This window comes from Streptomyces sp. NPDC004126 (genome assembly GCF_050275515.1).
Classification (GTDB): domain Bacteria; phylum Actinomycetota; class Actinomycetes; order Streptomycetales; family Streptomycetaceae; genus Streptomyces.
The window spans coordinates 421,894-436,032 of record NZ_JBNNPF010000001.1 but is presented as its reverse complement, the minus strand read 5'-3'; the positions used below and the strand labels follow the sequence as shown (position 1 = coordinate 436,032).

At 71.8% G+C, this 14,139-nt stretch carries 13 protein-coding genes; 8 read left to right on the top strand and 5 right to left on the bottom strand.

What is annotated here, in order from left to right:
* The first annotated feature begins 122 nt into the window (after positions 1-122).
* From ACQKM2_RS02075 to ACQKM2_RS02065, 3 genes are read left to right on the top strand one after another with little or no spacing between them, the layout of a single operon-like run.
* Complete coding sequence (locus ACQKM2_RS02075; protein ID WP_427705477.1) at positions 123-1,013, top strand: hypothetical protein; 891 nt, start codon at positions 123-125, stop codon at positions 1,011-1,013.
* Positions 1,014-1,016: 3 nt separating this feature from the next.
* Positions 1,017-2,150 (top strand): sensor histidine kinase, encoded by a 1,134-nt coding sequence (locus tag ACQKM2_RS02070; protein WP_427705475.1) that lies wholly within the window; start codon positions 1,017-1,019, stop codon positions 2,148-2,150.
* The gene (locus ACQKM2_RS02065) at positions 2,147-2,800 is read left to right on the top strand and encodes a response regulator (RefSeq protein ID WP_427705473.1); all 654 of its coding nucleotides are present in this window, start codon (positions 2,147-2,149) and stop codon (positions 2,798-2,800) included. Before ACQKM2_RS02070 ends, ACQKM2_RS02065 begins: the two co-directional genes overlap by 4 nt.
* A 279-nt stretch (positions 2,801-3,079) precedes the next feature.
* Here ACQKM2_RS02065 and ACQKM2_RS02060 read toward each other — a convergent pair whose 3' ends face one another.
* The 3 genes from ACQKM2_RS02060 to ACQKM2_RS02050 all read right to left on the bottom strand — a co-directional run bounded on the left by ACQKM2_RS02060 (position 3,080) and on the right by ACQKM2_RS02050 (position 5,625).
* Positions 3,080-3,694, bottom strand: coding sequence for a GNAT family N-acetyltransferase (locus ACQKM2_RS02060; RefSeq protein ID WP_427705471.1), 615 nt, complete (start codon positions 3,692-3,694; stop codon positions 3,080-3,082).
* A gap of 99 nt (positions 3,695-3,793) precedes the next feature.
* Positions 3,794-4,972 (bottom strand): sensor histidine kinase, encoded by a 1,179-nt coding sequence (locus ACQKM2_RS02055; RefSeq protein ID WP_427705469.1) that lies wholly within the window; start codon positions 4,970-4,972, stop codon positions 3,794-3,796.
* Positions 4,969-5,625 (bottom strand): response regulator transcription factor, encoded by a 657-nt coding sequence (locus ACQKM2_RS02050; RefSeq protein ID WP_427705467.1) that lies wholly within the window; start codon positions 5,623-5,625, stop codon positions 4,969-4,971. Before ACQKM2_RS02050 ends, ACQKM2_RS02055 begins: the two co-directional genes overlap by 4 nt.
* A 244-nt stretch (positions 5,626-5,869) precedes the next feature.
* Here ACQKM2_RS02050 and ACQKM2_RS02045 point away from each other — a divergent pair, with 244 nt between their 5' ends.
* From ACQKM2_RS02045 to ACQKM2_RS02025, 5 genes are all read left to right on the top strand, one after another.
* On the top strand, positions 5,870-6,433 hold the full coding sequence (locus tag ACQKM2_RS02045) for a hypothetical protein (RefSeq protein ID WP_427705465.1): 564 nt from the start codon (positions 5,870-5,872) through the stop codon (positions 6,431-6,433).
* Positions 6,430-7,575, top strand: coding sequence for a peptidoglycan-binding protein (locus ACQKM2_RS02040; RefSeq protein WP_427705463.1), 1,146 nt, complete (start codon positions 6,430-6,432; stop codon positions 7,573-7,575). The genes ACQKM2_RS02045 and ACQKM2_RS02040 overlap by 4 nt, the downstream gene beginning before the upstream one ends.
* Positions 7,572-8,267, top strand: coding sequence for an ABC transporter ATP-binding protein (locus ACQKM2_RS02035; RefSeq protein WP_427705461.1), 696 nt, complete (start codon positions 7,572-7,574; stop codon positions 8,265-8,267). The genes ACQKM2_RS02040 and ACQKM2_RS02035 overlap by 4 nt, the downstream gene beginning before the upstream one ends.
* The gene (locus ACQKM2_RS02030; protein WP_427705459.1) at positions 8,264-9,502 is read left to right on the top strand and encodes an ABC transporter permease; all 1,239 of its coding nucleotides are present in this window, start codon (positions 8,264-8,266) and stop codon (positions 9,500-9,502) included. The genes ACQKM2_RS02035 and ACQKM2_RS02030 overlap by 4 nt, the downstream gene beginning before the upstream one ends.
* A gap of 86 nt (positions 9,503-9,588) precedes the next feature.
* On the top strand, positions 9,589-10,434 hold the full coding sequence (locus ACQKM2_RS02025; protein WP_427705456.1) for a hypothetical protein: 846 nt from the start codon (positions 9,589-9,591) through the stop codon (positions 10,432-10,434).
* 130 nt (positions 10,435-10,564) lie between these two features.
* Here ACQKM2_RS02025 and ACQKM2_RS02020 read toward each other — a convergent pair whose 3' ends face one another.
* Positions 10,565-12,784, bottom strand: a complete 2,220-nt coding sequence (locus tag ACQKM2_RS02020) for an SdrD B-like domain-containing protein (protein ID WP_427705454.1) — start codon at positions 12,782-12,784, stop codon at positions 10,565-10,567.
* Between the two features lie 116 nt (positions 12,785-12,900).
* Positions 12,901-14,094 (bottom strand): Dyp-type peroxidase, encoded by a 1,194-nt coding sequence (locus tag ACQKM2_RS02015; RefSeq protein WP_427705452.1) that lies wholly within the window; start codon positions 14,092-14,094, stop codon positions 12,901-12,903.
* Positions 14,095-14,139 lie beyond the last annotated feature (45 nt).

Below are 14,139 nucleotides of genomic sequence, written 5' to 3'. Positions count from 1 at the left end.
GTCCGCCCGGCACGGTAGTCGGCGCGTACATCCAGGGCGGTAGCGTCATCCCCGGGCGGTATCCCTCTCCTGCCGCCCCGGACCGATGCGGCTTACGGGCCCCGGCCGCCAGTGTTGTCCGCATGAGACGCATCCTGATTCCGGCCCTCGCCGGTTCCCTCCTCACCGCCGTGTCCCTTCTCACGACCGCCCCCGCGGCGCAGGCAGCCCACGTACCGGCAGCGCCCGTGGGGCAGGCCGTGCCCGCCCAGGAGGCGGACATCACGGTCACGCCCGAGGGGTTCGACGCACCGCCGACGCTGCGCGCCGGGGCGGTGACGCTGAAGGTCCGTTCCACCGATCCCTCCGGCGCCTGGCTCGGGCTCGTCCGCCTCCGCCCGGGGATCACCCTCGACCGCTATCTCGACGATCTCCGGCGGGCCATGGGCAACGACCCGGCCGAAGCCGTCGAGGGCGGCCGGGCCGTGGCCCGGGACGCGGAGATGCTGGGCGGTGTCGCCGTGGCGCACGCCCCGGCCTCGGCCACGATCCCGCTGACGCCCGGCGACCACTACCTGATCGACTTCCGCGATGCCGGGTTGCCGGACCTGGCGAGCCGGGTGAGCCCGGTGCGGGTCCTGCCGGGCCACTCGGCCCCGCAGGTCCGCCCCTCCGCGCGGATCACGCTCATGGACGGGCGGTTCTGTGCGCCGCCGACGCTGACGGGGCCGGTGCAGGTGGTCAACCTGTCACCGCAGCACAACGAGGCCATGCTCATGCCCGTCCGGCCCGGGACCTCCCTCGCCGACCTGGACGCGTTCTTCACCGCCGTCGACGCCGGACGGCGCCCGACCGGCTCGCCGTTCACCGGAGGCCCCACGGGAGTGGTGCCCTTGTCACCGGGCCGGTCGGCGACCCTGTCCGCCGAACTTCCCACCGGGAACTACGCGTTGGTCACTTGGGTGAGGGACCTGCGAACCGGCAGGATGTTCGCGGCACAGGGGATGCGGGCGTTGATCAGGGTGGAGGGGTAGGGCATGTCACGAGCGGCCGACATCGGGCTGGGCGCCGCCCTGGCCGCCCTGGTCCTCGCCACCAGCCTCCTGGAGGTGGGGCCGCCCGGCCCCTCCGGCCCGCTGGACCTGGGCGCGTTCGCCCTCGCGGCGGCGGCCGGCGCCGCGGTGACGTTTCGGCTCCGGTTCCCCGCCACCTGCCTGCTGGCGGTCAACATCATCACGTTCGCGTGGTTCCACTTCGACTACCACGGCAGGCTGATCACCATCGCACCGCTGATCGGCTGCTACACGCTCGCCGCGCTCCGTGGCCTGCGGCCGGGCGTGACGGGTGGCCTGCTGACCGCCGCCGCCACGGTCGTCACGGTCCGATGGGCGCTGAACGGGCAGTGGTTCAGCGACCAGGTGTTCAACGCCGTACCGCTGGAGGCCGCCGCGACCGCCCTGGGCGCGGCGGTCCACTACCACCGGGCGTTCGTGGCGGGAGCCCACGAGCAGGCCGAACGGATTGCCGAGGTCCGGTCCGACCAGACCCGTCGTCAGGCGGCCGAGGAGCGGCTGGAGATCGCCCGCGAACTGCACGACGTGTTCGGCCACACCATGGCGGCGATCAGCGTGCAGGCCGGAGTCGCCGTGCACGTGATGCACCTCAAGCCGGAGCAGGCGTCCGAAGCGCTGAACACGATCAAGCGGATCAGCGACGAAGGACTGGCAGAGGTACAGGTGTTGCTGGGGGCGATGCGGTCGCCGGACATGCGCACGGCCACAGGCGGCCTGGCGCAACTGGGCAAGCTGCTCGACACCGCCGGGGTCGCCGTCGAACTGGTGGTCCGGGGCGAGGACCGGACCGTGCCCGTCGCCGTGGACGTCGCGGCGTTCCGGATCATCCAGGAGTCGTTGACCAACATACGGCGGCACGCGCGCGCCTCGTCCGTACGGGTGGAGCTGAACTACGATGCGCACCACGGCGAGATGCTGGAGATCACGGTCCGCGACGACGGGAAACCGGCCGACGCGGCGACGACGGTCGGCGGCCACGGGATCGACGGCATGCGGGCACGGTCGCGGAAACTGGGCGGAACGCTCACCGCCGGACCACGGCCCGAGGGCGGATTCGAAGTGCGCTGCGCACTGCCGATCAGGAAGGACTCCCGGTGATCAAGGTGCTCATCGCCGACGACCAGGCGCTGGTGCGCGGCGGTTTCCGGATGCTGGTCGACAGCGAACCGGACATGACGGTGGTCGGTGAGGCGAGCGACGGAGCCGCCGCCGCTGATCTGGCCCGCGCCACCCGCCCCGACGTGATCCTGATGGACGTGCAGATGCCCGGCACCGACGGCATCGAGGGTATCCGGCGGGTGGTGGCCGACCCGGCCCTGACCGGCGTCCGCGTGCTGATCCTCACCACGTTCGACGAGGACGACTACGCCATCGCCGGCCTCCGGGCGGGAGCGAGCGGCTTCCTGCTCAAGAACACCGACCCCGCCCAGCTCCTCCACGGCATCCGGGTGGTCGCGGGCGGTGAGGAGCTGCTGTCCCCAGGCCTGACCCGCCGCCTGATCGCCCGGACGACCGACCCGGCCACCTCCGTCAACCACGACGTGTTCACACAGCTCACCACACGCGAGCGTGAGGTCGTCGCGCTGGCCGCGCAGGGCCTGAGCAACGAAGAGATCACCGCCCGACTGGTCGTCAGCCCAGCCACCACCAAGACCCACATCAGCCGCGCCCTGACCAAGCTCGGCGCCCGTGACCGCGCCCAACTCGTGGCTCTGGCCTACCGCCACGGCCTGGTCCAGCCGGGGTGAGCGGAGCGGGGCGTGCGAAGGCGTGCGAAGGCCCGGAGGGTTCACCGGGTCGCGGCGCCCGGAACGCCAGGGCGGCGGCGGTGACTGGCGGAACTGCTTCTTCCTCGTGATCATCTGGCGCAGAATGCCCGGCATGACGATGACACGTCTGATCACCCAGCGGACCATAGGCGGCGCCGACGTCCTGGAACTTGCCGGCAGGGTGGACTTCTTCGGCCCGCCGCCGTTCGTCCTCGGCCACGAGTTCAGGAGCGGGCGCCGTACCGGGCAGCCCCGGCGTCAGGCCGTCCGAACCCGGTCCCGCACCTCCGGCAGCACCTCGAACCCGGCCGCCCTGTACGTGGCGACGCCGCCGATGTTGGAACTCGGCGTGCACACACGTACGCTCGACGAGCCCGTCTCCCGTAGCGCGGCCGCCCCGGCCAGGGTGATCGCCCGGCCGTAGCCGCGGCCACGGTGGTCCACGTGGACGCCCATCGGCTCGACCAGCCCCGGCTTCCCCGGGCCGGCCGACCACACCGTCACCACCGCCGCCACGCGGCCCTGGTCGTCGTAGGCGCCCAGGCAGCGGGCGTCGGCGTAGAACGGTCCCGCCGACATCGCGCGCCAGTACTCGTGCGTGGGCCGCGAGGTGTTGAACGCCGACCGCAGGACGTCGGCGAAGTCCTGCGCCTGCTCCGGGCCGATCGACCTGATCCGCACGCCGGGTCCCTCCACCGGCTCGGTGAGGTCGCGGAAGAGCGGCGTCCACGGCTCGTCGACGCCCCAGCCCTCCTCGCTCAGCAGGTCGTGGAGCAGCAGGCCCGGCGGCGCTTCGTCGTACTGCCACTCCCGCAGCACGGCCATGGCCTCGCGTACCCCGCCGACAGCCGGCGTACCCAGCGAAATCGTCATGGCCGGGATCAGACACTCCATCCCGACAGGTCCGCAACCGGATATCCGGGCCGGCCGCTGCTGCCGCAACGGTCCGGCGGCCCACGTGCGTTTCCGGTCTCAGTTCCCGTCGGGGTCCTGGGGGAGGGTGACCGTGAGCGTGAGTCCGCCGGTGGGGCGGGGGTGCGCGGTGACGCTGCCGCCATGGGCGCGCGTGATCGAGCGGACGATGGACAGGCCGAGGCCCGCACCCTTGGCCGTGACGAGGCGTTCGGTGCCCAGGCGGCGGAAGGGTTCGAACAGGCTGGGGATCTCGTAGGGCGGTACTTCCGGTCCGGTGTTGCTCACCTCGATCTCCACCCGGTCGTCCTCGCGTCTGCGGCTGATCACGCGCACCCATCCGCCGGCGCCGGTGTTGTGCCGTACGCCGTTCTCCACGAGGTTCTGCACCAGGCGTTCGAGCAGCAGGGCGTCACCTGTGGTGGGGGCCGGGCCGGCCTCCGCATGCAGGACGATCCCGGCCCGCTCGGCCGCGGGGGAGGACTGGGCGGCCACATGGGCGACCACGTCGGCGAGGTCGACGGGCTGCGGCTCGGGAACGTGGTTCTCCGAGCCGGCGAGCAGAAGCAGACCGGTGATGAGCCGCTCGTGCCGGTCGTTGATTTCCAGGAGGCTCTCGCCGAGCTGTTTCACGTCCGGGGAAGCGCTCTTGCGGTGCACGGCCAGCTCGACCAGGGCACGGCCCACGGTGAGGGGAGTGCGCAGCTCGTGCGAGGCGTTGGCGACGAAGCGGCGCTGTCCGTCGAAGGAGCGGTCGAGCCGTTCGACCATCAGGTCGAAGGTGTCCGCGAGGTCCTTCACCTCGTCGTCGCGGCCGTCGAGCGCAATGCGCTCGTGCAGGCCGCGGTCGGCGGCCGGGGCCGCGGCGATGCGCCTGGCGGTCTCGGTGACCCGGTGCAGCGGCGCCAGCACCCGGCCCGCGATCAACCAGCCGAAGCCCGATGCGGCGCCTGCGACGACGACCAGGGCGATACCTCCCTGGGTGACGAGCGAGGCGGTGGCGGCGTCGTTCAGCCTCTTCTGTTCGCTCTCCACCCAGTTGCGGCCGTCGAGCGAGGCGCCCTGCTGCGTAGCCGCGCCAACGCTGGAATCGGAGTGGACGCTGAGTTCCCCGCCCCGGCCGAGCTGCTGGTCGAACAGCATGTACGTGACGCCGAGCAGCACGACCCCGGCGGAGAGGAACAGGCTGCCGTAGACCAGGGTGAGCCGGGCGCGCAGAGTGATGCGGCGCTTCTTCACGGGATGCGGTAGCCCACGCCCGTGACGGTCTCGATGACGGGTGGATCGCCGAGCTTGCGGCGCAGCTTGAGCAAGGTGACGCGGACGGCCCCGGTGAAGGGGTCGGTGTGCTCGTCCCATGCCTTCTCCAGCAGTTGTTCGGTGGATACCGCGGCACCGTCGGCGCGCAGCAGCTCCGTGAGGACCGCGAACTCCTTCTTCGCCAACGGCACGTAGCGGTCGTCACGGAAGACCTCGCGGCGCGCCGGGTCCAGCGTGATGCCGCGGCGGCCGAGCACCGGTGGCGCGGCCGGGCGGGAGCGCCGGCCGAGTGCGAGGACCCGGGCGGCGAGTTCGGGGAACGCGAAGGGCTTGGTGAGGTAGTCGTCGGCGCCTAGGGACAGCCCGGCGACCCGGTCGGTGACCTCGCCGGCGGCGGTCAGCATCAGCACCCGTGCCGCGCAGCCGGACGCGACGAGCCGCGCGCAGACCTCGTCGCCGTGCACCCGCGGAAGGTCGCGGTCCAGGATGATCACGTCGTAGTCGTTGACGTCGATCCGCTCCAGCGCCGCGGCACCGTCGTACGCGACGTCGACCGCGTGGGCATCCTCCCGCAGCCATTCCGCGATCGTGTCGGCGAGCAGCCGTTCGTCCTCCGCCACCAGGAGCCGCATGCGTGGCCGTCCCTCCCGTCGGGCTGCCGCTCATCTGTCAGGCCGCAGCTGCCGGGCCATCGTTGCCGACGGGCGTGTTTCCTCCTCGTAAGCAGCCGTAGCAGCCGTAGCAGCCGTCCACATGGCGAGAGGTCGTCGAGCGGCTGCGGTGCCCGGTGAGGAAACAGAGAGGTAACACCCCTGCGAGTCGAATGGCCCCCGTACGCCGGCACCGGGCCGGCAGACCGGCAAGGAGGAGCCTCGCATGACCTGGACGACTCGGACGGATCAGAGGCGGTTGCGCACCCCCGCCCTGCTCGCGGCCCTGCCCCTGGCACTGGGCCTGGCACTGACCGCGTGCGGGTCCGGTGACGGCGGCACCGGGGTGGCCTCCGCGAACGGCGGCACCAAGAGCGCCACGGGCGCCACGAGCAGCGCCGCCACCAGCCTGAGCCGGGACGAGATGACCGTGAAGTACGCGCAGTGCCTGAGGCAGCACGGCCTCGACGTGGCGGACCCCAAGCCCGGCCAGGGCATCGGGCTCTCCATCGACGGCTCGAACAAGGAGAAGGCCGACAAGGCCGTCGAGGCGTGCCGCTCCTCCGCGCCGCCGGCCCCCGCTGACCGGAACGACTCCAAGGACCGGGAGGCCATGCTCGGTCTCGCGCGGTGCATGCGCGAGAACGGGGTCGAGAACTTCGCCGACCCCAAGGAGGGCCAGGGCATCGACATCGGCCCCGGACAGGCCGAGGACCCGGACTTCAAGGACGCCTGGAAGAAGTGCGGCGGCGCCGAAGGGGAGAGCAGGAAGGCGGGGACGGCCCAGTGACGCCGACGCTGAGCGAACAGGCCCTCGACGGCCCGGCGGACCCGGCAGCGCCGCCGAAATCCCGCGGACGGCGTCGCGGACGGCGCGGCACCGCGCACGTGCTCGCCGCCTTCGCCCTGGCCGCGGCGAGCGTGGGCACCGCCGCGGTACTCGTCCCGGGTGACGGCGACTCCGGAGCCGAGTCGGAGAGCGCGCTCCCGCCCACGACGGCCGAGGTGCTGCGGCAGACACTCAAGGACACCAAGAGCGTGGACGCGCAGTTGGGTTACGGCACAGCGCAGAGCCTGACCGGCCGGCTTCCCGGCACGCTCACCCTGCTGCCGAAGTCCGGCGCGGAGATCACCCGCGGCACGGCCCTGTACGCGGTGGACAACCAGCCGGTCGTGCTCCTGTACGGGTCACTGCCGGCCTATCGTGCCCTGGCGAAGGGGGCTGAAGGGCCGGACGTCAAGCAGTTGGAGGAGAACCTCCGCGCGCTCGGCCACACCGGGTTCACCCCTGATGAGGAGTACACCGATGCCACCGCGAAGGCGGTGGAGCGGTGGCAGGGCAGCCTCGGTCTGCAGAAGACCGGGACGGTGGAGCTCGGGCGGATCGTGTTCGCCCCCGACGCCGTCCGGGTCGCCGGCCTGGAGGCGGAGCCGGGGCAGCAGACCGGGCCCGGTCAGAAGGTGCTGTCCTACACCGGCACCGCCAAGGCCGTCACCGCGGAACTCGACACCGCCGACCAGCGGCTGGCCGGGCAGGGCACTCCGGTCGAGGTCTCGCTCCCCGACGGGGCGGTCGTCCAAGGGACGATCGGCGAGGTGGCCACTGTGTCCAAGCCCGCCGAGGGCCAGAAGAAGGCGGAGACGAAGATCAAGGTGGTGGTCGCGCTCGCGGACGCCAAGGCCCGCGAGTCCGTCCGCGCCTACGACCAGGCAGGCGTGCACGTCGTCCTCACCGCCGACACCCGCAAGGACGTCCTGACGGTACCGGTCTCCGCGCTGCTCGCCCTCGCCGAGGGCGGCTTCGGTGTGGAGGTGGTCGAGGGATCGACCTCGAAGTACGTCCCGGTGACCACGGGGCTGTTCGCCGAAGGGCGGGTGGAGGTCTCCGGTGGCGGCATCGCCCAGGGCACCAAGGTGGGGATGCCGAAGTGATCACCCTGACGGAAGTGACCAAGACCTATCCCGGCGGGGTCACCGCGCTCGGCGGTGTCTCGCTGGCCATCGGCCGCGGTGAGCTCGTCGCCGTCGTCGGGCCGTCCGGCTCGGGCAAGTCCACCATGCTGAACCTGCTCGGCACCCTCGACCGGCCCACCAGCGGCGGTGTGCACTTCGACGGCCACGACGTCGGCGCGCTGTCCGACGCCGAACTGTCCGCGCTGCGCGCCTCCCGGATCGGGTTCGTCTTCCAGCAGTTCCACCTCGCCGCCGGAACCACGGCACTGGCCAACGTGGCCGACGGACTCCTCTACTCGGGGCTGCGGCACTCCGAGCGGCGGCGGCGTGCGGCGTCGGTACTGCACCGGGTCGGCCTCGGCCGGCGCATGCACCACGAGCCGCACGAGCTGTCCGGCGGCGAGCGCCAGCGTGTGGCCATCGCCCGGGCAGTGGCCGGCGAGCCGGCGCTCCTGCTCGCGGACGAACCGACCGGCGCACTGGACTCGGTGTCCGGGCAGGCGGTGATGCGGCTGCTGCGGGAACTCCATTCCTCCGGCACCACCGTTGTGATCATCACCCACGACCGCGAGCTCGCCGCGTCCCTGCCCCGGCAGGTCCGCATGCGCGACGGCCAGGTGATCGACGACTCGCTCCGCCGCGAGGCCCCCGCAGCGGAGGAGAGCCGATGACCGCGGACGCGCTGGGGCCCAGGGACGCGCTACTGCCCGGAGACTCGCTGGGGCCTGCACGGATGAGGCCCGCCGACGTGGTCAGAGTGGGTGCGCTGGGCCTGCGTACGCGCCCGATGCGGGCGTTCCTCTCCGCGTTGGGCATCGCCATCGGCATCGCCGCCATGGTCGCCGTGGTCGGCGTCTCCTCGTCCTCCCGTGCCGACCTCGACCGCACCCTGGCCGCACTGGGCACCAACCTGCTCACCGTCGGCCCGGGCGACACCTTGACCGGCGGCACGGCCCAACTGCCGCCCACCGCCGAGCAGATGATCTCCCGGATCCGACCGGTGACCGCGAAGTCGGCCATCGGCAGACTCGCCGACACCGATGTCTTCCGTACCGACAGGATCCCCGGCACGGACAACGGCGGCATCACGGCCTTCGCAGCCCGCACCGACCTTCCCGCGACCACCGGAGCGAAGCTCCGCAGCGGCACCTGGCTCAACACCGCCACCAGCAAGTACCCCGCCACCGTTCTCGGGGCCGAGGCCGCCGAGCGCCTCGGCATAGGCCACGCCCGGCCGGACACCCGCGTGCTGATCGGCGGCCGCTGGTTCACCGTGATCGGCATCCTCGAACCGGTCCCGCTCGCCCCCGAGCTGAACTCGGCGGCTCTCATCGGCTGGCCCGCCGCCGAAACCGTACTGGGCTTCGACGGCCATCCCACCACCGTCTACGTCCGCAGCGCCGACGCCGATGTCCCATCGGTACGGTCCGTACTCGGCGCCACCGCCAACCCCCGAGCCCCGGGCGAGGTCAAGGTGTCCCGGCCCTCCGACGCCCTCGCGGCCAAGCGGGCCGCGGGCGAAGCCTTCACGGGACTGCTGCTCGGCCTCGGCGCGGTGGCTCTGCTCGTCGGCGGCGTCGGAGTCGCCAACACCATGGTCATCTCGGTCCTGGAGCGCCGCGCCGAAATCGGTCTGCGACGCTCGCTGGGCGCCACCCGGGGACAGATCCGCACCCAGTTCCTCACCGAATCCCTTCTGCTGTGCGCTCTCGGCGGCGCCGGCGGAGCACTCCTCGGAACCACCGTGACCGCCGCGTACGCCGCCTACCAGGACTGGCCGGCGGTCATCCCCCCGTGGGCCGTGCTGGGCGGCATCGCCGCGACCCTGGCCATCGGCGCCCTGGCCGGCCTCTACCCGGCCGTCCGCGCCTCCCGGCTCTCGCCCACGGAGGCCCTGGCCGTATGAACGCGGGGAGCCATCCGCCAATGTCCTCCCCTCCCCTCCTCCCCTCGTCCCCTCCTCTCCTCGTCCCGACCGGGAGGTCATCGCGCATGCACGCCAACACCCCGTCACGTCCGACGCGGCGCTCCCTGCTCGCCGCAGGGTCCGCCATCGGACTGTCCGGACTCACCGCCCCCTCCGCCACTGCGAAAGCTGCCGCTGCCCGGACCCCAGGTGGGCACCTCGTCCTCGACTACCGGCCGAGCCAGGCCACCGGCTGGCCACCGCGCCCCGGCAAGCCGACGGGAACGCTCGGCGGTCACGTCGCCACCCGGGACTTCACGTTCAACGGCACACCGCACCGGATCGGCCTCCTGCCGTTCGGCCAGGACGGCGACGCACCGGATCCCGTCTACGAAGAGGTTCCGGCCGAACCCGCCATCGCGTTCAGGAAGACGCTGGCCGATGCCTTCGGCGAGTCCTACGCGTTCCGCTACGAGGGCGGCTTTCCGGGCAGGGAGGCGTTCAGGGTCCAGTCGTACAGCGTCTTCGCCGCCGAGCCGACACCGCAGGATCCGGGGACGCGCTTCGGCGGCGGAGTGTACGTCGTCCACGATCCGGACGTCCGCCGAGGCGACCCCGGGATCCGGGAGTCGCTCCGGTGGATCCAGGTGGTCCGCTCCTCCGTGCCCGTCGACAGGCCGAGCGAAGTCGACAACATGTACCGGGCGAACCCGTTCTACATGGACGGGGGCCTGACCTCGGTCAACGGCACCCAAGTCTGCAACTTCCACGACGAGTCCGTGATCAGCCTGGACGCGAACGGCCCTCTGGAAGGCGAGTTCGCGGCCGAGGTCTTCCTCGCCCAGGACACCGGTCACAAGGACTCGTCGGGACGAGGGATCGTCAAGGTCTTCGGCGGTCTCAAGTGGGGGTGGCACGTGCGGCAGATCTGAGTTTCGTCGTCCGCTGTCGTGCCACATCGGCAGCGACCGCAGGGTGACGGGAAATGGTCCGGATCTCGGCTCGGGAGTCCGGGACCCCGGCCGTCCGTGGACGGCCGGGGTCCCGTTGGTGCGTGGAACGTCAGAGGCGCTGTACGAACAGGCCGGCGTCGATCGTGTGGTCGACGGTTCCGGGCGGACCGGTGGTGATGTCGACGGTGGCGGTTCGGGCGTTGGCCGGGCCGTCGGGGGACGGGTCGGAGTCGAGGTCGCCTGCCGCGCCCGCGGCGTTCTGCGGGGACCAGACGAGGCTGCTGGCGGCCGGGGGCCGGCGGGGGTTGATGACGCCGGTGTCGGCGGTGGACTTGTCGAAGCGGATCTTGTACGAGGTGTTCGGGCGCAGTCCGTGCTGCGGACCGAAGTAGTAGGTGCCGTCCGCGCCGGTGGTCGTGGTGGCGAGGAGGGTGCCGTCGGCGGTGAGGAGCTGGACGGTCACTCCGGGGATGCCGGGCTCGTCGACCTCGACGCTCTGGCCGCCGCCCTGGTTGCGGTCCCACCAGACGCGGTTGCCGATCTGTACGGCGGGTTCGTCACAGAGCAGTTCCAGGTCGCCGAGGCCGTTGGCCTTGCCGAAGCCGCCGTCCTGGTGGGCGTTGAGGTACTGGATCGTGAAGCCTTGCTGATTCGGGTCGGACCCGCGGCTGCCGGTGAGCCGGTCGAAGTAGCCCGTTCCGCCGGTGAAGTACTGGCCCCCCGGGTCCAGCATGGTGCTGGCCAACCGTTGCTCGCGCAGGGACAGGGCGATGGCGCCCTGGGCGGTCTCCAGGTGTTCGAGGGTGGTGATGAAGTCACCCGGGTAGAACTCCACGACGTTCGCGGGCTGTCCGCCGTTGGGCTGGGTGGGCGCGTTGTTCGGGCAGTTGCCCACGCCCTCCCAGTCGAAGGTGCCGTTGGCCTTGCGGCAGGCGCGGTTGAGGTCGCCGCCGGAGTGGGTGGTCCAGAGACGGCCCTGGAAGGCGGGGTTGGGGTGGGGCATCTCGTAGCCGGTCATGTCGGCGAACCGGTCGCGGAAGCCGAGGACCAGGTCGCCGTTGCTCTCGACCTCGATGTCGCTCAGCATCGGTTCCGGGCGGGAGACGATCTGCTGCGGGAACGCGCTCGCGTTGGGGAGCCAGGGGTTCCAGACGTTGGAGCCGGGGACGGCGGAGCTTGCCTGGCCGCGGGGGAAGTTGAGGGCCTTGCGCAGGACGGGCGCCGCTCCGAAGGTGTTCGTCTGCGGGGAGTACGTCCAGACGACGGCATCCATGTCCGCCCGGTTCTGCGTGGACTCACCGGAGCATACGCCGCCGACGTAGACGACGCCGTCCCGTACGCCGAGGCCGAAGGGGCGCCAGTCCCCCGCGGCGCGACACCCGGGGTTGGGGATCGGGACGACGTCGGTGGGGGCGGTGGCCGTGGGCTGGCCGGCGTCGTAGGTGTAGAGCTGGCGGTCGTTGAGGTTGACGACGTAGAGCTCCTTGTTGTCCTCCGAGATCTCGATGTCGCCGAGCGATTCCTTGCCGACGGCCGCGACGAACTCGCCGTCGAAGCGGACGGGATCGTTGTGCGCCGTGTTGCCCGCGTTGGGCACCGTGGCGAACAGGGTCGTCGCGCCGCCGGCGCGCGGGGTGACGTAGATGCCGCCGGTGCCGGCGGGGCCGTAGACCGTGTGCCGCTTGGCGTAGGCGCCGGCGAAGATGCGCCGCTGTTCGCGGTGGTAGGCCAGGCCGTAGGTGTTGCCCGTGTCGTCGCGGGTGGCCAGGGTGGTCACGTTGTTCTGGGAGGTGCTGTCGCCGCGGGCGCTGAACGGGAAGCGCACGGTGGTGCGTACGTCGCCGTCCTTGTTGGCGGCGACCTGGCAGGGGGTGCTGAGTTCGGGGTTGTCCTGGCAGTAGTCGGCCGGGTTCCACACGCCCATGGTGATCTCGGCGTCCTCGCCGTCGCGCACGTCGACGATGGTGCCCTGGGAGGCGAGCCCGCCGGTGGCCGCGAAGGAGTTGTGGAGGAAAGTGCCGTTGGGCAGGCGGAGCCGTACGTAGTACTTGCCCTCGAAGAGGTTCGCGGACGGCGGGAAGACGGCCACGCCGTCGGGGCCGGTCCGGGCCGTCCGGACGTTCCCGTCGACATCGGTCAGTTCCACGGTGATGCTGGAGACGCCGATTTCCTTCAGCCGGTCCCAGAAGCCGTTGGAATCGGAGTCCCGGATCACCCTGACCCGGACCGTGCCGTCGTCGACATCCGCCGCCACGGCCTGTTGGAGCAGACCGCCGCTGAGGGCGACGACAGCCGTCATCGCCAACGCGGCTCGTGTGAATGCGCGCAAGAAAAGCCTCCCTGATTACACAAAGTCGCGAAATTGAATACTCTGTGTAGTCGTTGATCATGGTCGGCGGGTTGCGCGCGGCGCACGCCGGACACACGGAGGTTCCCTCCAAAGGGTCAGGGGGTGCGTCGGGTTGACTTTGTGCCGAACAGCGGCTGCCCGAGGGGGCGCCTGCCGTCGAAGCCGGGCAGGATCAGGAAGGTGCCCGAGGCGGTGGCGGTGACGAAGCGCATCAGGTCATCCCCTTCGTCCAGTCGCTGCTGGGTGCCGGTGAACGTGCGCAGCTCCCGCTGGTGGCTGACGAACAGCAGGCCCTGGTCGTCGGGAGCGTTGCGGTAGCTGTAGCCGCGCCGGAGCATCAGGCCGCCCCCCGAGGCGAGGGAGTTGGCGCGCCGGGCGTGGGCCATGGCCGGTACGAGGTAGCGCCCGTCCGGGGTCTTGGCCGACAGGTCGATCCGGTCCGTCGCGGCGCCGCCGCTCAGGGGCGAGCCGTCGTCGCGATGGCGGCCGATGACGCGCTCCTGCCCGGACACCGGCTGTGCCTGGAATTCGGGTACGTCGATGCGCAGACGCCGGACGACGGCGATCGTCCCCCCGGCGAGCGGCCCGCCGGCCGGCAGCCACACGTGTCCCGCCAGCTCGGCGGCGGAGCGCGGGTTCTCGATGCCGTCGGGGAAGCCGAGAAGGTTGCGGACGGCGCCGGTGCCTGCGGGGCGGAATCCTGGCTGGGACCAACGCGGGACGCAGTCGTCGGCCGCGAGGGACGCGGACAGGGAGGCGTCGGCGAGGCCTGCCACGAGGGGATCGCTCGCGCTGATCTGGACGAGGAGGTCGCCGCCCCAGGTCAGCTCCCCGCGCTCCTCCCGTGCGAAGGCGGGGAGTTCCGCGGCGCCGGGCAGCTTCGGGTCGACAGCGGACACCAGCCGGGGTCCCACGCCGACGGTCACCGTCAGATCGCCCGGCGGCATGCCTGCCAGTCGCCCGCCCGACGCTCCGGAGGACAGTTCGGCGATCGCGATCCCGAGGCGGCCCAGCGTCCCGCCGGGGGGAGCCCCGCCCTCCGGGAGTCCGTAGACCGTGAGCACGGTGTGCTGCTGCGGCTGCCGCGGCCGGTCGATGCCGGCCTGGTGCGCACCGGCCGCCACCACGGGTGCCCCGGGTCCGGGCGCCGCGGGCGGTGTCGTCGCGACGGTGCGGCCCGGTGGGCCGGGTGTCGCGCGGCAGGCTCCGAGGGCGAAGGTCGCGGGGATCAGGCCGAGCAGCAGCCGGCGTCGCCCCTCCGAACCAGAAGTGTCACTCGGTGAGTTCATTCGACTACTCTAAGTGTCGATCTTGTTTCCGTCCGACCCGGAAGG

Excerpts from the sequence above, each read along its gene's own strand:
- ACQKM2_RS02070 (WP_427705475.1), top strand. The coding sequence starts at position 1,017 with ATGTCACGAGCGGCCGACATCGGGCTGGGCGCCGCCCTGGCCGCCCTG.
- ACQKM2_RS02075 (WP_427705477.1), top strand. The coding sequence starts at position 123 with ATGAGACGCATCCTGATTCCGGCCCTCGCCGGTTCCCTCCTCACCGCC.
- ACQKM2_RS02030 (WP_427705459.1), top strand. The coding sequence starts at position 8,264 with ATGACCGCGGACGCGCTGGGGCCCAGGGACGCGCTACTGCCCGGAGAC.
- ACQKM2_RS02025 (WP_427705456.1), top strand. The coding sequence starts at position 9,589 with ATGCACGCCAACACCCCGTCACGTCCGACGCGGCGCTCCCTGCTCGCC.
- ACQKM2_RS02060 (WP_427705471.1), bottom strand. The coding sequence starts at position 3,694 with ATGACGATTTCGCTGGGTACGCCGGCTGTCGGCGGGGTACGCGAGGCC.
- ACQKM2_RS02015 (WP_427705452.1), bottom strand. The coding sequence starts at position 14,094 with ATGAACTCACCGAGTGACACTTCTGGTTCGGAGGGGCGACGCCGGCTG.
- ACQKM2_RS02050 (WP_427705467.1), bottom strand. The coding sequence starts at position 5,625 with ATGCGGCTCCTGGTGGCGGAGGACGAACGGCTGCTCGCCGACACGATC.
- ACQKM2_RS02045 (WP_427705465.1), top strand. The coding sequence starts at position 5,870 with ATGACCTGGACGACTCGGACGGATCAGAGGCGGTTGCGCACCCCCGCC.